Origin of the sequence: Blastomonas sp. (assembly GCF_030373265.1) — a bacterium.
GTDB lineage: Bacteria > Pseudomonadota > Alphaproteobacteria > Sphingomonadales > Sphingomonadaceae > Blastomonas.
This window is the reverse complement of the sequence record NZ_JAUCZC010000017.1, coordinates 55329-70778: the sequence shown is the minus strand read 5'-3', so window position 1 is coordinate 70778 and position 15450 is coordinate 55329. Positions and strand designations below refer to the sequence as shown.

The 15450-nt window shown below is 64.3% G+C and carries 12 protein-coding genes; 5 read left to right on the top strand and 7 right to left on the bottom strand.

The window, feature by feature from the left end:
- Window positions 1–10: 10 nt before the first annotated feature.
- Genes QUV11_RS11500 through QUV11_RS11475 form a run of 6 tightly spaced genes read right to left on the bottom strand, consistent with a single transcriptional unit; the run spans window position 11 to window position 8007 of the window.
- Complete coding sequence (locus QUV11_RS11500) at window positions 11–1246, bottom strand: TolC family protein (RefSeq protein ID WP_300882797.1); 1236 nt, start codon at window positions 1244–1246, stop codon at window positions 11–13.
- Complete coding sequence (locus QUV11_RS11495; RefSeq protein ID WP_300882794.1) at window positions 1243–4353, bottom strand: CusA/CzcA family heavy metal efflux RND transporter; 3111 nt, start codon at window positions 4351–4353, stop codon at window positions 1243–1245. The genes QUV11_RS11500 and QUV11_RS11495 overlap by 4 nt, the downstream gene beginning before the upstream one ends.
- Window positions 4354–4358: 5 nt before the next feature.
- Window positions 4359–5483, bottom strand: a complete 1125-nt coding sequence (locus QUV11_RS11490; RefSeq protein ID WP_300882792.1) for an efflux RND transporter periplasmic adaptor subunit — start codon at window positions 5481–5483, stop codon at window positions 4359–4361.
- A 49-nt stretch (window positions 5484–5532) separates the two neighbouring features.
- Window positions 5533–6546 (bottom strand): ATP-binding protein, encoded by a 1014-nt coding sequence (locus QUV11_RS11485; protein ID WP_300882790.1) that lies wholly within the window; start codon window positions 6544–6546, stop codon window positions 5533–5535.
- The gene (locus QUV11_RS11480; RefSeq protein WP_300882788.1) at window positions 6547–7218 is read right to left on the bottom strand and encodes a response regulator transcription factor; all 672 of its coding nucleotides are present in this window, start codon (window positions 7216–7218) and stop codon (window positions 6547–6549) included.
- A 45-nt stretch (window positions 7219–7263) separates the two neighbouring features.
- A complete protein-coding gene (locus QUV11_RS11475; protein WP_300882786.1) occupies window positions 7264–8007 on the bottom strand; it encodes a cytochrome b/b6 domain-containing protein in 744 nt (247 codons plus the stop codon).
- Between the two features lie 398 nt (window positions 8008–8405).
- On the opposite strand from QUV11_RS11475, the gene QUV11_RS11470 reads away from it, so the two are divergent.
- Entirely contained in the window at window positions 8406–9074 is a 669-nt protein-coding gene (locus QUV11_RS11470; protein ID WP_300882784.1) for a ferric reductase-like transmembrane domain-containing protein, read from the top strand.
- The gene (locus QUV11_RS11465) at window positions 9032–9724 is read left to right on the top strand and encodes an FAD-binding oxidoreductase (protein ID WP_300882781.1); all 693 of its coding nucleotides are present in this window, start codon (window positions 9032–9034) and stop codon (window positions 9722–9724) included. Before QUV11_RS11470 ends, QUV11_RS11465 begins: the two co-directional genes overlap by 43 nt.
- A gap of 117 nt (window positions 9725–9841) precedes the next feature.
- Here the strand turns inward: QUV11_RS11465 and QUV11_RS11460 are convergent, their stop codons facing one another.
- Window positions 9842–10774 (bottom strand): ROK family protein, encoded by a 933-nt coding sequence (locus QUV11_RS11460; protein ID WP_300882779.1) that lies wholly within the window; start codon window positions 10772–10774, stop codon window positions 9842–9844.
- Between the two features lie 176 nt (window positions 10775–10950).
- Between QUV11_RS11460 and QUV11_RS11455 the strand changes: the two genes are divergently transcribed.
- The 3 genes from QUV11_RS11455 (at window position 10951) to QUV11_RS11445 (ending at window position 15445) form a co-directional block, all read left to right on the top strand.
- Window positions 10951–12429, top strand: a complete 1479-nt coding sequence (locus tag QUV11_RS11455; RefSeq protein ID WP_300882777.1) for a carboxylesterase family protein — start codon at window positions 10951–10953, stop codon at window positions 12427–12429.
- Between the two features lie 14 nt (window positions 12430–12443).
- Entirely contained in the window at window positions 12444–13229 is a 786-nt protein-coding gene (locus QUV11_RS11450; protein ID WP_300882775.1) for an SDR family oxidoreductase, read from the top strand.
- A 122-nt stretch (window positions 13230–13351) separates the two neighbouring features.
- A complete protein-coding gene (locus QUV11_RS11445; protein WP_300882772.1) occupies window positions 13352–15445 on the top strand; it encodes a TonB-dependent receptor in 2094 nt (697 codons plus the stop codon).
- The last annotated feature ends 5 nt before the right edge of the window (window positions 15446–15450 follow it).

Genomic DNA, 15450 nt, shown 5'->3' with positions numbered 1-15450 from the left:
TGGCGATGGCTTATTGGTCGTCGTCACCGATCCAGATGCTGTGACTGTCGATCATGATGCGGGTTATGGCACGCAATGCCTGTGTTCGTGCCAGTATTTCGGCACGGAACATGTCGTGCGTCTGCCGTTCAGCGAGCAGCAGATCGGCAAGGTTGATCGCGCCGAGGTCATAGCCGCGTCGCATCTTCAAGACCGCATCGACTTGCGCCTTGGCACCTTCCCGGCTGCGCTGCCAAGCCTGCCATGCCGCGTTGGCATTCACCAGATCGCCGTCAGCCATTTCGCGCACATCGAAGCCGACCGCTGCAGCCTCGGCAGCGACCGCGACGGCCTCGCTGGAAACGCGGTCGGCGATGGCGCTGCGGTGGCTGCCGCCCAACGGGATCGTGGCGATCAGGCCGAGACCAGTCTCCATGCCATCACGCTCGCTGAAGGCGCGAACGCCGATGGTCAGATCGGCAAAACGATCCTGCCGCGCGCGGTCGGCCAGAGCCTGCACCTGGTCGGCCTCGGCGCGCGCGGCAAAGATCTCATGGCTGCGCTCGATCACCAGATTGCGCAGCACCGGCAGGCCCGTCTGGGGCAACTCCGGCAGCGGCAATTCCTTTGCGGCCATCGGAAGGACAAGCCCTGGAAACTGCGATGTCAGCCGTGCGCGAGCCAGTGCTGCTCGGCCCGCTGCCTGCTCAGCCTGCAATCGCGCCGAGCCGAGAGCGGCAGCGGCCTGATCGACCTCCAGCGGGGATGCATCGCGCAGTTCGGCGCGGCGCTTGACGCTGGTCAGCGAGCGATTGAGGTTGTCTGCCGCCTGCCGGTCAACGGCTTCTTCCGCTGATGCCCCCAGCCAGTCCCACCACAGTTCCGCGAGCAGCAGAGCAGCCTGGTGCTTGGCATCCTCCATGCGGTTCTCAGCGGCGATGAGGCCCAGATCGCCGGCTTTGCGGTCGAGCGCCGCCTTGCCGGGCAGCCGGATCGGTCGGCTGATCGAGGCGTCGAACTCGGTAAAGCGGCCTTCGCGGTCCACCGATCGCTGCATGACGCTGGTGGTGACCGAAAACTCCTGCGTTCCCACCCGCAGCGCCCGGCTATCGGCGCGTGCCACTTCGACTCGCGCCCTGGCCGCCAGCACCATTGGGTGCTCGTTGAGTGCGATCTGAACCTGCGCATCGGCAGGCAGGCCGGGTTGCGCCAGCGCGGTCGCCGAAGTGCCGAGCAAGGCGACGGCAGCTATCATCGTGCGGATCATGCCGGTCCTCCCTCAGCCAGCGCGAGATCGCCCGCCTCGCGCTCCGCGCGGCTTTCGCCAAAGCGTTCGTAGAGAATCGGCAGCAGGATGAGCGTCAGCAGCGTTGCGCTGATCAGTCCCCCGATCACCACGATGGCGAGCGGGCGCTGGATTTCAGACCCCGGACCGCTGGCAAACAGCAGGGGCACCAGCCCGAAGGCCGCGATGGTCGCGGTCATCAGCACCGGTCGCAGGCGGCGAGCGGCACCCTGGCGGACGGCCTGCGATAGTGTCAGCCCGGTATCGCGCAACTGGCGGAAGCAGGTCACCATCACCAGACCGTTGAGGACTGCGATGCCCAGCAAGGCGATGAACCCGACCGATGCAGGGACCGACAGATATTCGCCGGATACTGCCAGCGAGACCATGCCCCCGACCATGGCGAAGGGAATGTTGACCAGGATCAGCAGCGATGATCGCACCGAGGACAGCGTGGCGTAGAGGACGACGAAGATCAGCACGAGCGAGATCGGCAGCACCACCATCAGCCTTGCCGATGCGCGCTGCTGGTTCTCGAACTGTCCGCCCCACACCAGCCGATAGCCCTGGGGCAGCTTTACGTTCGCTTCGATATCCCGCTTGGCTTCATCGACATAGCCGACCAGATCGCGCCCGCCGACAAAGGCCTGTACCATCGCAAAGCGCGACCCGTTCTCGTGCTCCAGCTTTACCGGGCCTGCGACCTGCGCAATGTTGGCGACATCGCTGGCCCGCACGAGCTGTCCGCTGGGGGACCGGTACATCTGGTCTGCGAACGTTTCCGGGCCCATGCCCTCGCTGCCCACACCCTTGATCATCACGGGAATGCGTCGGTTGCCATCGGTGACCGATCCGGCGCGCACGCCTTCCACGCTGGCGCGCATCATATCCTGCAGCATATCAATAGGCATGCCAGCGCGGCCCGCCGCCATCCGGTCCATATCCAGCTGCAGGTAATCCACCGTGTCATTGGCCACCGTCATCGCCTCTGTGGTGCCCTCGATCTTCTGGAGCCGTCCCTGAATCTCCCCCGCCAACCGCGACAGCTCGCCAAGGTCTGGCCCGAACAGCCGGATCACCAGATCACCGCGCGCGCCGGTCAGCATCTCGGAAATGCGCATTTCGATGGGTTGGGTGAAGCTGGGCTCGATGCCGGGAAAGTCCTGCATCACTGTGCGGATCTGGTCGGTCAGCCACGCCTTGTCATCCACGCGCCATGTGTCGCGGGGTTTCAGGGCCAGGAAGCTGTCGGTCTCGTTGGGGCTCATCGGATCGAGCCCCAGCTCGTCGCTGCCGACGCGCGCAATCACCGCCTCGATCTCGGGCACATCCTTGAGCAGCGCCTTCTGCACCTTCATGTCGCCGGCGGTGCTGTGTTCGATGCCGATGCTGGGCAGCTTGGTCAGCTGGACGATAATCGAGCCTTCATCCATCGTCGGCAGGAACGTCTTGCCGGTCATGCTGTAAGCTCCGCCCGCCAGCAGCAGGGCGATCCCCCCAGCGATGAACACGCGCGGCTTGTGCGCGAAAGACGCGTTGAGCAGCCGCTCGTAACGCGGTGTCAGTTGCCGCATCAGCCACGGCTCGTGGTGGCTCTCGCTGCGCTTAAGGCCAAAATACGCAAGCACCGGCACCAGCGTCAGCGACAGAAGCAGCGCCGAGATCAGCGACAGCACGATGGTCATCGCCACTGGGGCGAACAGCTTGCCCTCCAGCCCTTCGAGGGTCAGCAGGGGCAGGAACACCAGCGCGATGATCGCCATGCCAGATGCCACCGGGGTTGCGACCTCTGCGGTGGCGACAAACACGCAATTGAGCTTGCTCGCCCCCTTGTGCCGCGCATCGGACAATCGCTCGACGACGTTCTCGACCACCACTACCGCACCATCGACCAGCATTCCGACGGCGATTGCCAGGCCCCCCAAGCTCATCAGGTTCGCCGTTAGCCCTATGGCGCGCATGCAGATGAAGGTCATCAGCGCCGCCATCGGTAGCGCGAGCGCCACGATCACCGATGCGCGCACATCGCCCAGGAACAGCAGTAGCAGGATGACGACCAGCACGATGGCTTCGAGCAGCGCATCTTCCACTGTGCCCACTGCGCGACCGATCAGGTCGGAGCGGTCATAGAACGGCGCAATTGTGACGCCCTTGGGCAAAGTCGCCTGAACCTCTGTCAGCCGCTCCTTGATGCCTGCGACCACCTTGCTCGCGTCCGCTCCGCGCAGCGCGATGACCAGTCCCTGCACCGCCTCTGCCGTGCCGTTCTTGGTCACCGCGCCATAGCGGGTCAGACTTCCCATGCGCACGGTTGCGACATCGCCGATCCGCACGACATTGCCATTGGCAGTGCGCACCACCACCGATGCGAGATCGTCGAGAGATTGGATCGCGCCAACCGAACGGACGATCAGCGCCTCTTCCGCCACCGCCAGACGGCCCGCGCCATCGTTGCGGTTGCTCGCCTCGACTGCGGCCTTGATGTCCTCGATCGTAAGACTGGCCGCTGCCAGCGCCGCAAAGTCAGGCTGCACCTCAAAAGTCTCGACCATGCCGCCCAGCGCATTGACGTCTGCGACACCCGGCACGGTGCGCAATGCAGGCCGGATCGTCCAGTCGAGCAGCCGCCGCTTCTCGGTCAGCGAAATCGGCCCTTCGACGGTGAACATGTACATGTCCGACAAGGGTGTGGAGATGGGGGCCATGCCGCCTTCGACCGTGGCTGGCAGACCGGCGGTCGCATTAGCCAGCCGCTCGGCGACCTGGCTGCGAGCCCAGTAGATGTCGGTGCCGTCCTCGAAATTAATCGTAATGTCGGCAATTGCGTATTTCGCCACCGACCGCAGCACGGTCTGGTTGGGGATGCCGAGCAATTCCATCTCGACAGGTGTGATGACCCGGCTTTCCACCTCCTCGGGCGTCATGCCGGGGGCTTTCATGATGATCTTGACCTGCGTCGAGCTGATGTCCGGGAAAGCATCTATCGGCAGGTTGGCAAAGGCATATGCGCCGAATGCGGCGAGCCCCAGTGCGATGCCGATGACGGCCAACCGCATGTTGAGCGCGGCCTCGATCAGTGTGCGGAGCATGACGATCAGCCCCCGACCAGCAGCATCTTGAGTTCGCTCAACCCCAAGACGGCAACCTGTTCTCCTGGCTTGAGGCCGGTAGTCACGAACACCTTGCCATCAGAACTGCCCGCGACCTCCACCGCACGTTTCACGAAGCGTTTGCCGGTGCGTACGAACACATGGTCCTTGCCGTCGATCCTGGTCAGCGCCGTGGCAGGGATGCTGGTGCCGGATGCTGCACCGGTGCCGTTGATTGTGGCCATCACCGACTTGCCAGCAACCAGCGCGCGAGCACCATCGATGCGCGCCTTGGCCAGCACCGAGCGCGTGGCAGGATCGAGCGAACCGCCGACCGACACTATGGTCCCGGTGACCCCCTCCGGTGTGCCGAGCCCATTCACCCTGATGCTCATGCCGGGGCGCACCTGTCCTGCCAGGCGCTCAGGCAACTGTAGGTCGAGTGTAAAGGCCGAGCTGTTCTCGATCACGAACGGCGCAGATGTTGCCATCACCGGTCCGCCGACCTGCGCGGTCATCGCCGCGACCCGGCCCGAAATCGGCGCACGCAGCGTGACTTCTCCTGCCGAGCTGGCTCCAGCTTGTCGCAGGATGCGGGCGTTCTCCGATACATCGGTTTGCGCGACGCGGATTTGGGCGGTCACCTCATCGCCGCGCGCGCCTGCGATGATGCCTTCATCCACCAGCTGACGGGTGCGGGCGGCAGTTGCCTGCGCCAGCCCCAGCCGCGCCTGTGCGCGTGCAAGCTCCGCGCCGTATTGCAGTGGCTCACGGCTCTTGACGGTCGCGAGCGGCTGCCCTGCCCTGACCATCTCGCCCTGAATGACGTATACCCGCAATATGGCACCATCGAACGGTGCAGTGACCGCGACCTGTGCTTCCGGCGGCAGAGTGACGACTGCGGGAACAGGTCCCAAGGGAACGTCCACCGCAGCGTCCACCGATTGTGTCTGGATACCCAGGCGCTGCAATTGCTGCGCGGTCAATGCCCCAGGCGCGACCCGAAGATCGGTGGAAACTTCGGCGGGCTGTGGGGTGTCGCCCGGCTCGCTGAACTGGTTGTAGGCAAAAAGGCCTGCGACGATGGAGAGCGCAACCGCGCCGGTCGTGATGATCTGTTGCCTGTTCATGCTTCGGCACCTGCCAGCCCAAGCTGACAGCAACCTGACAGTGGGATTTTCAGCCGAAGTCGAGGATCAAGGCGCTGTTTTCAGGCTCGGTGCGGATGACGCCTCCATGCACCTGCATGATGCGGTCGACGATGGCGAGGCCAAGGCCGGCGCCATCCGGGCTGGCATGGTCGGCGCGGCGGTTGCGCTGGATCAGCTGGGTGAGCTGTTCATGCGACACCCCTGGGCCACCATCGATAACGCGGATAGCAGGCGCGCCTTCCAGCACCACGTGAACGGTGCCGCCAATCGGCGTGACCCGAACAGCGTTGTCGATCAGGTTGCGCAAGGCCGCTGCGATCGCCTCGCGCCGCCCGCGGACGAAAGCTGGCGCGGCTTCGCTGGCCAGCTCGATCATGCGGCCCGCATTGATGACGCCGGGTGCACAGCGGGCGACAACATCGGTGGCAAGTTCGGCCAAATCGACATGGTCGGTCGCAGTAGCGGCGGCCTCCTGCGCATCCACTTGCGCCAGCAACATCAGCTGGTCGATCAACCGGCGCATGGCGGCTACATCGCCTTTCAAACGCGCAGCGGCAGGGTCTGTCATGCCATCGAGCTCCAGCATCATCGCCGCCAGCGGGGTGCGCAACTCGTGCGCGACATCGGCGGCAAACGCTTCCTGATGCAGCGCGGATTGCTCCAGCCTTCCCAGCAAAGTGTTGACCGCCACGGTGAACGGCCGAATTTCGGTCGGCAGCTTACGATCATCGATGCGGATATTGCGATCACGTTCGGTGATCGCATTCAGCTGGTCCGTTGCATTCGTCAACGGCCTGAATGCCCGTCGCATTACGAACAGGGCTGCCCCCGTCATCGGCATGACCAGCGCGACAACGGGCAACAGCACGTGTTCCGCCATTTCATGCAGCGCGGCCTCCAACGCATCTGCCGTTGCCATCTCGGCAAAGCTGATGCGGTATTCGATGAGCACGGCAACCAGCAGGAACACGGTGCCCCCCAGCCCGACGACAGCAAGTCCGCGTGCCAGAGAATGGAAAATCGACGGTGGTTGGTGGGCCATTCAGCTGCTCCGCAGCATGTAGCCGACACCGCGAACGGTATGCAGCTGCCCGACTATCCCCGCCTCGTCCAGCTTGCGACGAAGACGCGATACGGTGGCCTCTACGGCATTGGGGGTCACCGGCTCGTTGAAGCTATACAACGTGGTCTCGATCCTATCGCGCACCACAACCGTGCCCAGTCGGCGCATCAGCAGTTCCAGCAGGTCGGTCTCGCGGCGGGATAGATCGAGTATCCTCTCGTCGCAGCGGGCCTCGCGGCTGATCGGATCAAAAATGAGAGAGCCGGCTTGGAGCACTGTCGCTGCGCGCGGCCCCGGCCTGCGCAGCAAGGCGCGGACCCTCGCCGCCAGTTCCTCGATGTCCACCGGCTTGACGAGGTAATCATCCGCGCCCGAATCGAGCCCGGCGATCCGGTCTTCCAGGCCGCCACGTGCCGTGAGCATCAGCGCGGGGATCAGCTGGCGCAGGCTGCGCTGGCGCTGCAGCCAGGTCATGCCATCGCCGTCGGGCAGGCCAAGGTCGAGGATGACAGCATCGAAGGCCGCGCTTTCCAGGCACGCATCCGCCGTTGCCAGATCAGGGGCAATGTCGCAGGAAAAGCCCCGCCGCCCCAGACCTTGTGCGATCAGGCCGGCGAGCCGTTCGTTGTCTTCCACGATCAGCAGCCGCATTCAGGATATCCCGGCGACCGGCTGCGTGGTGCTTTGCAGCGCTGATCAATCGTCATCATCATCGCGCTCGCTATGGCTTGCAGCCGGTGCACGGGCGAGGCTGGCGGTCGCATGCTCTGCAATTTCGGCCTCCTCGCGGGCTCCGGCGGTAAATGCTGCCGGATCATACCGCAGGATGCCAAGAACCGACACCCCGATCACTGCGAGCCCTGCCAGCGCGGCCAGCACGCGGGGGCTTTCCCGCGTCTGCGGCGGCAAGCCCGCTGCCGATTTGTGTCCAGTCACCATTGCGCGCACCAGATTGTCACGGGTCGCAACCGACATCGCGATGACACCGATGACATGCACCGCGATTAACCCGAGCAGGCCGAACGCGATCATCTCGTGCAGGTCTTCGCTACCGCCCCCCATCAATTGAAAACCGGTCCACACCACCGCAGCGGTGCCTCCGATCAGCGCCAGCACCGCCATGCCGCCCAGCGGGTTGTGCCCCACCGAGCGTTCAGCCTTGCCCGCAAACAGGGCCTTGATGTGCGGCAGCACGGCCGATGGCCGGATGAAGCTGGCAAAGCGCGCGTGCCTGCCGCCGATAAGGCCCCAGATCAGCCGGAACGCGATCAGCACCGCAGCGATCCAACCCGCCGCGATGTGCCACTGCGCGAGCACGCTGTCTTCTTCCGATGACAGAAACGAAACCGCGATCGCCGCGACCAGCGACCAGTGAAACAGCCTGACCGGAAGGTCCCATACGGTGATGCGGGTTCCGGGTAATGAATCTTCATGTGCCATAACAGCCTCCTGTGCAGCAGGTATGGACGGCCCGTCTGACGACAGCCTGACGGACGTAACCGGCTCCCGGACCTTCCAAGAAATGCGCCGCGCGACAAAGGCGCCAAGAATGCCCGTTGCCGGGAACCGAACCGGGACATCTGTCGTTGTGAGTGCAGGCCCATTGCCTTGAGCTTCGCCCGATACCGGCGGACATCGCTTGCAAGCTGCACCTGTCGCAGCCCCATTCCCCGGAATCCTGCTGCAGGGCAGGAGTGGGAGCCTATGCAAGTGCAAGACCGCCTGGTTTTCAACATGACGCCTGATGGAACACGACAGGTCGGCGAATGCCGACCCACCGTTTCGGCATGTGGCTCACCATGTGCCGATGGGAACACCAGCGCAGAAAGACCGCCGACATGACCCGCTTGAGGTTGGCATTCCTCGCGGTCACCGCGCTGATCATAGCGCTATGGCTTGCGAGCATCGATCCGGCGCTGATGGCAGGCGACATCTGGTCCGTTCGGGGATTGCTTGTGCCATTGACCGGCATTCTGGCCATCACTTTCATGGCGGTGGCCATCCTGCTGTCCGCAAGACCGGTGCAAGTTGAAACGGCATTGGGCGGCCTCGACAAATTCTACCGTCTGCACAAGTGGCTGGGTGTAGCCGCCGTCATCATGGCGGTGCTGCACTGGCTGGTGGAAAAGGGACCGAAATGGCTTGTTGAAGCAGGAGCGCTAGCGCCGCTGCAGCGCGTGCCTAACGCAGCCATGGAGCCTCGCCCCTTCGCCAGCTTTCGGAATTTGGCCTCCGATCTGGGCGAGTGGGCTTTCTATCTGCTCCTGGTGCTGGCGGCGCTCGCGCTGTGGCGGCGGTTTCCTTATCATCTGTTCTTCAAGACCCATCGACTGATGGCGCCGCTGTTTCTCGTGCTTACTTTCCACGGCGTCGTGCTAACCCCGGCCAGCTACTGGAATGCACCGATAGGCCTGCTGGTCATCGTGGTTCTGGCCGCCGCAGCTGTTGCGGCAGCATGTCGATCTTGGCAAGGATCGGCAAGACGCTTCGGTTCACTGGCGAAGTGACCGACTTTCATTTCCACGACGGCAACTCGGTTCTGGATGTCGGGGTGAAGCTGACGACAGCCTGGCCCGGCCACGCTGGCGGACAGTTTGCCTTTTTGAAGTTCGCGGATTCAGAACAGGCGCATCCTTTCACCATATCCTCTGGGTGGGCCAACACAGGCCGCCTCGCTTTCAGCATCAAGGGACTGGGGGATTACACCCGGCACTTGCCGGACGTTATCAGAGTCGGCCAGGCAGTCACGGTCGAGGGCCCTTATGGCCGTTTCGATTTTCGGTCGGGCGGTGCGGCGCAGCTCTGGATCGCCGGAGGGGTTGGCATCACCCCCTTCATTGCCCGAATGGAGGCGATAGCCCTTTCCGGCGAGCGACAGAATGTGGATCTGATCTATTCGACTGGCACACCGGATGACGGCTTCATCAATGAAGTTCGCAGTTCTGCCAGCGCCGCAGGAGTGCGCCTGCATTTTGTCGATACTGGCCAAGAAGAGTTTGTCGATCTGGCAAAGGTGGCCCTGTGGATCCCGCATTGGCGCGACACAGATGTCTGGTTTTGCGGTCCATCGAAGTTCGGCGACAGTCTATACCAAGCAATGATCGCAGACGGTCTCTCCAAGGACCGGTACCACCGTGAACTCTTCGAGATGAGATGAGCAGCTTGGGAAATGGCTCGGTGCACATGTCAACGTATCGAACCACTCAACTCGATTGCCTCCGCATTGAATCTAGCCGGCCCGGTTGCAGTCTTCGTTGGACCGATTTTCACCGCGTCAGGAATGGCCGCTTTCGGCGTAACCCGCCGATCCAAGGAGCGGTGCTGATTGGCAGGCATGTCCCATGATCGCGCGGCGCGCGACGATGAGTGCGCCTTCGAGCCCTGCGTGCTCGAGCTGCGGTGCCACGACGAAGCCTGCGCCGCGTGCGGCAGCGCCGACACCATAGCTGCCCAGTGCATGGGCCATCCGTTTCGTGGCTGCGCCGCGCAACCCCGGCACAGCCAGGACGCCGCCGCCTGCCACGATCCGGTGCGGCGACCAGGCCATAACGATGGCCGCGAACAACTGCCCGAGATAGTCAGCGATCGCGGCGAAGGCCTCGGGCACATCCTCAAGCGCACCTCCAGCCAGCCGAGCCTGCACGGCTGGGCCCGCGGCCAGGCCTTCGGCGCAGCTGGGGTGGAACCGGCAGGTGCTGGCGGCGATATCGCCGGGATAGCGCAGCACCGGGACGTGGCCCAGCTCGGGGTGCATGGCCCCCGTCAGCGTCCGACCGGCGATGGCCAGCCCGGCGCCGATCCCGGTGCCGATCGTGACATAGGCGAGGCTCGCACAGCCTTTGCCCGCGCCAGCCTGCTGTTCGGCCAGCGCGGCTGCGTTGACATCGGTATCGATCGCAACGCCAATCCCCAGCCTCGATTCCAGAGCCAGCCTCAGGTTCGCCCCCGTCCATCCGGGTTTGGGTGTCGCCAGCACCTCGCCATAATCGGGGGCTGCTGGATCGACCACGATCGGTCCGAAGGCTGCGATGCCGGCGCCTGCCAACCGCGCGGGCGCCCTTGCGGCGAAAGCGCACAGCGCATCCTCGGCCGCCTGCGGGCTGGTGGTCGGCCAGCGATCCTCCAGCAAGACCGTGTCGCCGCGCACAATTCGGGCGAGGATCTTTGTACCGCCGGTTTCGACCGCCAACCAGCACGGCTCATGCATTGCGCTTCTCCCTGACATTGCCTCGCGATCTACGGCGCGCCACGCATGCCGATAGGCTGGACCACTTGGGTTTTCATGCATGGATAAGGCAATGGCGGTGCCGGGCACGGCGAAATTGCGAAACGGCACAGCGCGGTGGCAAGACTTGCCCTGCGCGGGCGCGTTAGGATGAGACCATGAATGATACACACATCCGTCTTCCCGCAGGGGAGATCAAAGGCACTGTTGCAGACGGCATCCTGAAGTTCTTTGATGTTCCCTATGCTGCACCGCCGACCGGCGAGGCGCGCTTTGCACTTCCGCAGCCGGTCCAACCGGGGAGCGGCGTGCGCGATGCCACGGCCCCCGGACCGGTCGCGCCCCAGCGGATCCGCCCATTCCCGGCGCTCGACGTCACGCCGCTGGTCGGTGAAGGCGGTCCGCAGGGAGACGATTTCCTCACATTGAACATCCTGAAGCCGCAGAATGCCGCAGGACTCCCGGTGATGGTCTTCATCCATGGCGGCGGCTTCGTGCTGGGCAGCAAGGATGCGCCGGTGCAGGACGGCACGCGACTGGCACAGTCCGGGATGGTCTTTGTCGCGATCAACTATCGGCTGGGGGTCGAGGGCTTTCTTCCGATCCCCGGCGTGCCCACCAACCTGGGGCTGCGCGACATGATCGCCGCGCTGAATTGGGTGCAGGACAACATCGCCGCATTCGGAGGTGATCCGGCCAATGTCACGGTCTTCGGCGAATCGGCGGGCGCGATGGCCATCGCGAACCTCGTCGCCTCGCCGCTGGCCCAAGGGCTGTTCCGCCGCGCGATTGTCCAGAGCGGACACGGCTCCATGGTGCGCTCGATTCCGGTCGCGCAGCGGCTGGTGCGCAAGATGGCGCGTTTGCTCAAGGTGACGCCAGACGCCGCCGGGTTTCGCACCACCGATCCGATGGCCGCCGCCGCCGCGATCGAGAAGCTGGCCAGCCCGTGGAAGATCGACCTGCGCGACGACGAGGGCTTCGAACCGGTCTTCGGGATCAGCCGCTTTATTCCGGTCTATGGCGATGACGTGCTGCCACAGCATCCGCTTGATGCCCTGCGCGACGGCATCGGCGCCGATGTCGAACTGCTGATCGGCACCAATTCCGAAGAGATGCGGCTCTATTTCGTGCCGACCGGGGTCAGCGACAAGATTCCCGGCCTGCTCGCGCGATGGCTTGTGGGGCGCTCGATGCCCAGGGCGCGCGAAGCGCTGGCCGCGTACGGATGGGGCCGGAAAGGCCATAAGCCCGGCCATGTGATGACCGAGGCGCTGAGCGATCTCGTGTTCCGCTGGCCCGCGCGCGAGTTTGCCGCCGCGCATCGCGGAACCACGCATATGTACGAGTTCGACTGGCGGTCGCCCGCCTGTGACGGTCAGCTGGGCGCGTGCCATGGAATCGAGCTTCCGTTCGTGTTCGACACCCTCGCGACGGTGACCGGGCCGCGCGGACTTGCCGGGGAGGCGCCGCCGCAGGAATTGGCTGACCGTACGCACGCCTTGTGGGTCCGCTTCGCCACCGATGGCGCGCTGCCATGGGATCGGTTCGACACCGATACCCGCCAAGTGCGGCAACTGTGGGCCGACCGCACCATCAGCGAACCGATAATGCCCGCTTCGCAGTTCCTGCGGTGAATCGGGAGCAGACAATGGCATCGCAAACGTATCTCGATCGCTTCCGGCTCGATAACCGCGTCGCCTTCGTCACCGGTGGCGCTCAGGGCATCGGCTATTGCGTGGCGCAGGCGCTGGCCGAGGCGGGCGCGCGCGTTACCATCGGCGACCGCGACGCTGATGCCATCGACGCGGCGCAGACGGCGTTGCGCAAGCTGGGCCATGACGTTGCCGGAATGGTGCTCGATGTCACCGACTCGGCGGCCGTTACCGCAGCCGCCGATGCGCTTGCGGCTTCAGCGGGGCGGATCGATATTCTGGTCAACAACGCGGGCATCGCGCGCAGCGATACGCCCGCAGAGGATGTCACCGACGAGCATTGGCGCAATGTGCTCGACGTCAACCTCAACGGCAGCTTCTGGTGCGCGCGGGCGTTCGGTCGGCATATGCTGGCACGCAAATCAGGCAGCATCGTCAACATCGGTTCGATGTCGGGCCTGATCGTCAACCGCCCACAACCGCAAAGCTATTACAACGCGTCGAAGGCAGCGGTGCACCAATTGACCCGCAGCCTGGCCGCCGAATGGGCGAACCGCGGCGTGCGGGTGAATGCGGTCGCCCCGACCTATATCGCCACCCCGCTCAACGCCTTTGCCGATCGGAACAGCGAAATGTACCGCCGCTGGATCGACGGAACGCCGCAGGGCCGCCTCGGCGAGCCCGAGGAGGTCGCCGCCGTGGTGCTGTTTCTCGCGTCCGACGCGGCCAGCCTGATGACCGGCAGCATCGTGCTGGCCGATGGCGGATACAGCTGCTGGTAGCCGTAGAGGTAACCGATTGTGCGGATCGGCACAGTCGCAGACCTTTCAGATAGGTACAACCTGTCCGATAGCTTCCCTGACACCAAGCGGGCACAAGTTCCGCGGGAACAGGAGAGATTGTCATGAAAGCACTTCAACGCCTGGCCCTGACCACTGCGCTGGTATCGGGACTGCCCTATGCTGCACATGCGCAGGTAGCCCCGCCCACCGAACAGGATTCGGGCGACGTGATCGAGCAGAACGCGATCGTGGTCACCGCGCGCCGGCGCGAGGAAAGCCTTCAGGACGTTCCGGTCGCGATCACCGCGATCTCGGGCGACACGATCGAACGCCGCGGCCTGACTTCGGTCAGGGACATCGCGCAGTCGGTCCCCGGTCTTAATATCAACAGCGACGGCGCGGGCCGCGCGTTCGTGGCGATCCGTGGTGTCGGCGTGACATTGGTGCAGACCGTACAGCCTGGCGTCGGCCTGTTCGTCGATGGCATCTATCGCCCCAACACCGCCTATCTCAACAACCCGCTGCTCGATGTCGAGCGCGTCGAGGTGCTGCGCGGACCGCAGGGCACGCTGTATGGCAAGAATACGCTGGGCGGCGCGATCAACGTCATCACGCGGCAGCCGGGCAATGACCTCGAGGTCCGCGGCGTGGCAAGCTATGCCGGCCCCGACGACAGCTGGCTGGTGTCCGGATCGGTCAGCCTTCCGATCATCACCGACAAACTCGCTGTCCGCATCGCCGGGTCGCATCGCGAGCAGGACGGCTTCCTCACCAACTCGGTGATCGGCGGCAAGCAGAACCGGCTGACGAGTGACTCGCTCAATGCCACCGTCCGGCTGACGCCCAGCGAGAGCTTCACGATGGTCTTCAACGGCTATCACGACTGGATCGACGGCGCGAACACGCCTTATGCCCGCGTCACCGGCCCGCGCGACTATTCGCGCAACATCCCGTTCAACGATCTCAACCAGACCGCCTATCGCTATTACGGGGTGAACTGGCGGATCGATGCCGAATTTGGCGACAGCACGCTCACCAGCATGGCCGCCTACGACGGCCGCACCAGCCGCTCCAACAACACCGATGGCGATTTCAGCCCGTTCGATATCGTCCGCTCGTCGGTTACCGACCAGTTCGATACGCTGACCACCGAACTGCGGCTCGACAGCCTGTGGTCGGATCAGTTCAGCACATTGGTCGGCGTGTTCTACAGCAATGAAATGGTGCGTGCAGACAGCGTGACCACGGTTGTTCCTTTGAACCGCGTCGTCCCGGTTTCCGCCAGGACCAATGCCGATACCTATGCCGTTTTCGGCACCGCCTTCTGGCGACCCAGCAGCGCTTGGGAAGTCGCGCTCGGGCTTCGTTACGATCACGAGGATCGCGAAGCGACCGGCGGGGTGTCGCTCAAGTCCGATCAGGTGCAGCCGCGGCTCAGCGTCACCCGGCGCTGGTCCGATGACCTGATGACCTATGCGACGGTCGCGCGCGGCTATCGCGGCGGAGGCTTCAACGCCCCCACCGCCCCGGTGCGGGTCTATCGCGGCGACAGCGCATGGACCTATGAACTGGGCAGCAAGTACAGCTCGCCCGATCGCAACTTCAACGTCTCCGCCGCGCTGTTCTACAGCGACTACAAGGACTATATCGGCCTCAATTCGGTCGCGCCGTCGTCGGCGGGCGGGCTGGTGACGGTCGATCTCAACGCCGGCGACGTCGAAAGCTATGGCTTCGAGCTGGAGGCCAGCCTCCGTCCGGTGCGCAACTGGACGCTGAGCGGCGCCTTTACCTATGTTCATGCCCGGCTGGTCGACAGCACGCCCTATACGCTGGTCACTGGCCGCGTGCTCTCGTCGGATCGGCTGACCTTCCAGCCCGATACGACCTGGAGCATCAACAGCGATTACGTGCTGCCACTGGGCGACGATACGATGACCTTCACGCTGGGCGCGACCGGAAAGGGGCGCCGGCTTGCCGGAACACTCAACGAAACGACCCCGACCTTCCTCGACGACTATGTGCTGGTCAACGCCCAGCTTGCCTACAAGACCGGCGGCATCGAGTTTTCGGTCTTTGCCAACAACCTGCTGCAGGAAGACTATTTCGAATCGTACATCGAGCGGACGACACTGGTGCTGGCCGGTTTGCCCGCAAGCGACCTGGGCATTGTCGGCGATCGCCGCCGCTATGGCGCGCGCGTACGGTTCGAGTTCTGATTGCG